The sequence below is a fragment of the Streptomyces sp. NPDC056948 genome (genome assembly GCF_042674225.1).
GTDB classification, from domain to species: domain Bacteria; phylum Actinomycetota; class Actinomycetes; order Streptomycetales; family Streptomycetaceae; genus Streptomyces; species Streptomyces purpurascens.
In genome coordinates this window covers 1-1769 of sequence record NZ_JBHUQX010000776.1, presented here as the reverse complement: position 1 = coordinate 1769, position 1769 = coordinate 1, and the positions used below count along the sequence as shown (strand labels likewise).

2 protein-coding genes are annotated in these 1769 nt (G+C 65.4%); both read right to left on the bottom strand.

Annotated elements, in window-relative coordinates:
* Nucleotides 1–16: 16 nt before the first annotated feature.
* Nucleotides 17–856: a glutamate ABC transporter substrate-binding protein gene (locus tag ACFTZL_RS44620; protein WP_382596284.1), complete on the bottom strand. Its 840-nt coding sequence runs from the start codon at nt 854–856 to the stop codon at nt 17–19.
* Nucleotides 857–936: 80 nt separating this feature from the next.
* Nucleotides 937–1713, bottom strand: a complete 777-nt coding sequence (locus tag ACFTZL_RS44615; protein WP_382498637.1) for an amino acid ABC transporter ATP-binding protein — start codon at nt 1711–1713, stop codon at nt 937–939.
* Nucleotides 1714–1769 lie beyond the last annotated feature (56 nt).

Here is a 1769-nt window from a genome sequence, read left to right as displayed (position 1 = left end):
CCCGTCAGGCGTTGCCTCAGCTCTTGATGTCGCCGATCTTCGGCGCGGGCTCGTTCTTGTAGTTCGCCGGGCCGAGGTTCTTGTCCACGGCCTTCTGCCAGGCGCCGTCGGCGACCATGGCCTCGAGGGCCTTGTTGACGTCGGCCTTGAGGTCGCTGCCCTTCTTGACGCCGATGCCGTAGTTCTCGTTGGTCAGCTTGAAGCCGCCGAGCTTGAACTTGCCCTTGAACTGCGACTGGGCGGCGTAACCCGCGAGGATGGAGTCGTCGGTGGTCAGCGCGTCGACGGCACCGTTCTGCAGGCCGGGCAGGCAGGCGGAGTACGTCGGGTACGGCTGCAGCTGCGCCTTCGGCGCCAGCTTCTCCTTGACGTTCTGCGCCGAGGTGGAGCCGGTCACCGAGCAGAGCTTGGCGTTGTTCAGGTCCTTTGGCGACTTGATCTTGTTGTCATCGGCGCGGACCAGCACATCCTGGTGCGCCAGCAGGTACGGGCCGGCGAAGTCGACCTTCTCCTGGCGCTCCGGGGTGATCGAGTAGGTCGCGGCGATGAAGTCGACGTCACCACGCTGCAGCATGGTCTCGCGGTCGGCGCTCTTCGCTTCCTTCCACTCGATCTGGTCCGCGTTGTAACCGAGCTTCTTCGCGACGTACGTGGCGACGTCGACGTCGAAGCCGGCGTAACCCTGCGGCGTCTTCTGGCCGAGGCCGGGCTGGTCGAACTTGATGCCGACAGTGATCGTCTTGCCACCGTCGGAGCCGGAATCGCCGCCCGTGCTGTTGTTGCCGCCGCACGCGGTGGCGGTGAGGGCGAGGGCGAAGATGGTGGCCGAGGCGGCGGTGACCTTGCGGAGCTTCATGATGGACATCCTTTGGCTGGTGAAGAGATGCGGGCCGTCAGGGCGTGCGACGCGGGGCGCGTCGCACGCGGAGTGCGCCGTCAGTGGTGCAGGATCTTCGACAGGAAGTCCTTGGCACGGTCACTACGCGGGTTGCTGAAGAACTGGTCGGGCGCAGCCTCCTCGACGATTCGGCCGTCCGCCATGAACACCACGCGGTTTGCAGCCGATCGTGCGAAGCCCATCTCATGGGTGACGACGATCATGGTCATGCCGTCGCGGGCGAGCTGCTGCATGACCTCCAGCACCTCGTTGATCATCTCGGGGTCGAGCGCGGAGGTCGGCTCGTCGAAGAGCATGACCTTCGGCTCCATGGCCAGCGCCCGCGCGATCGCGACGCGCTGCTGCTGGCCGCCGGAGAGCTGTGCGGGGTACTTCTCGGCCTGTGCGCCCACACCGACCCGGTCGAGCAGGGCACGAGCCCGCTCCTCGGCCGCCTTCTTGTCCTTCTTGCGGACCTTGATCTGGCCGAGCATCACGTTCTCGAGCACGGTCTTGTGCGCGAAGAGGTTGAAGGACTGGAAGACCATTCCGACATCGGCCCGGAGCTTGGCCAGCTCCTTGCCCTCGTGGGGCAGCGGCTTGCCGTCGATCGTGATCGTGCCGGAGTCGGTCGTCTCCAGGCGGTTGATGGTGCGGCACAGGGTGGACTTTCCGGACCCGGAGGGCCCGATGACCACGACGACTTCGCCGCGGGCGATCGTCATGTCGATGTCCTGGAGTACGTGCAACGCGCCGAAGTGCTTGTTGACGCTCTTCAGGACGACCAGTTCGCCGGTCGCGGCCACATCTTCCTTGGCCACCGATACTTCGGTCATCGCTCTCAGGCTCCGTCCTCCTCGGTTTCGGAGGACAGTAGTAACCCTCTACGACC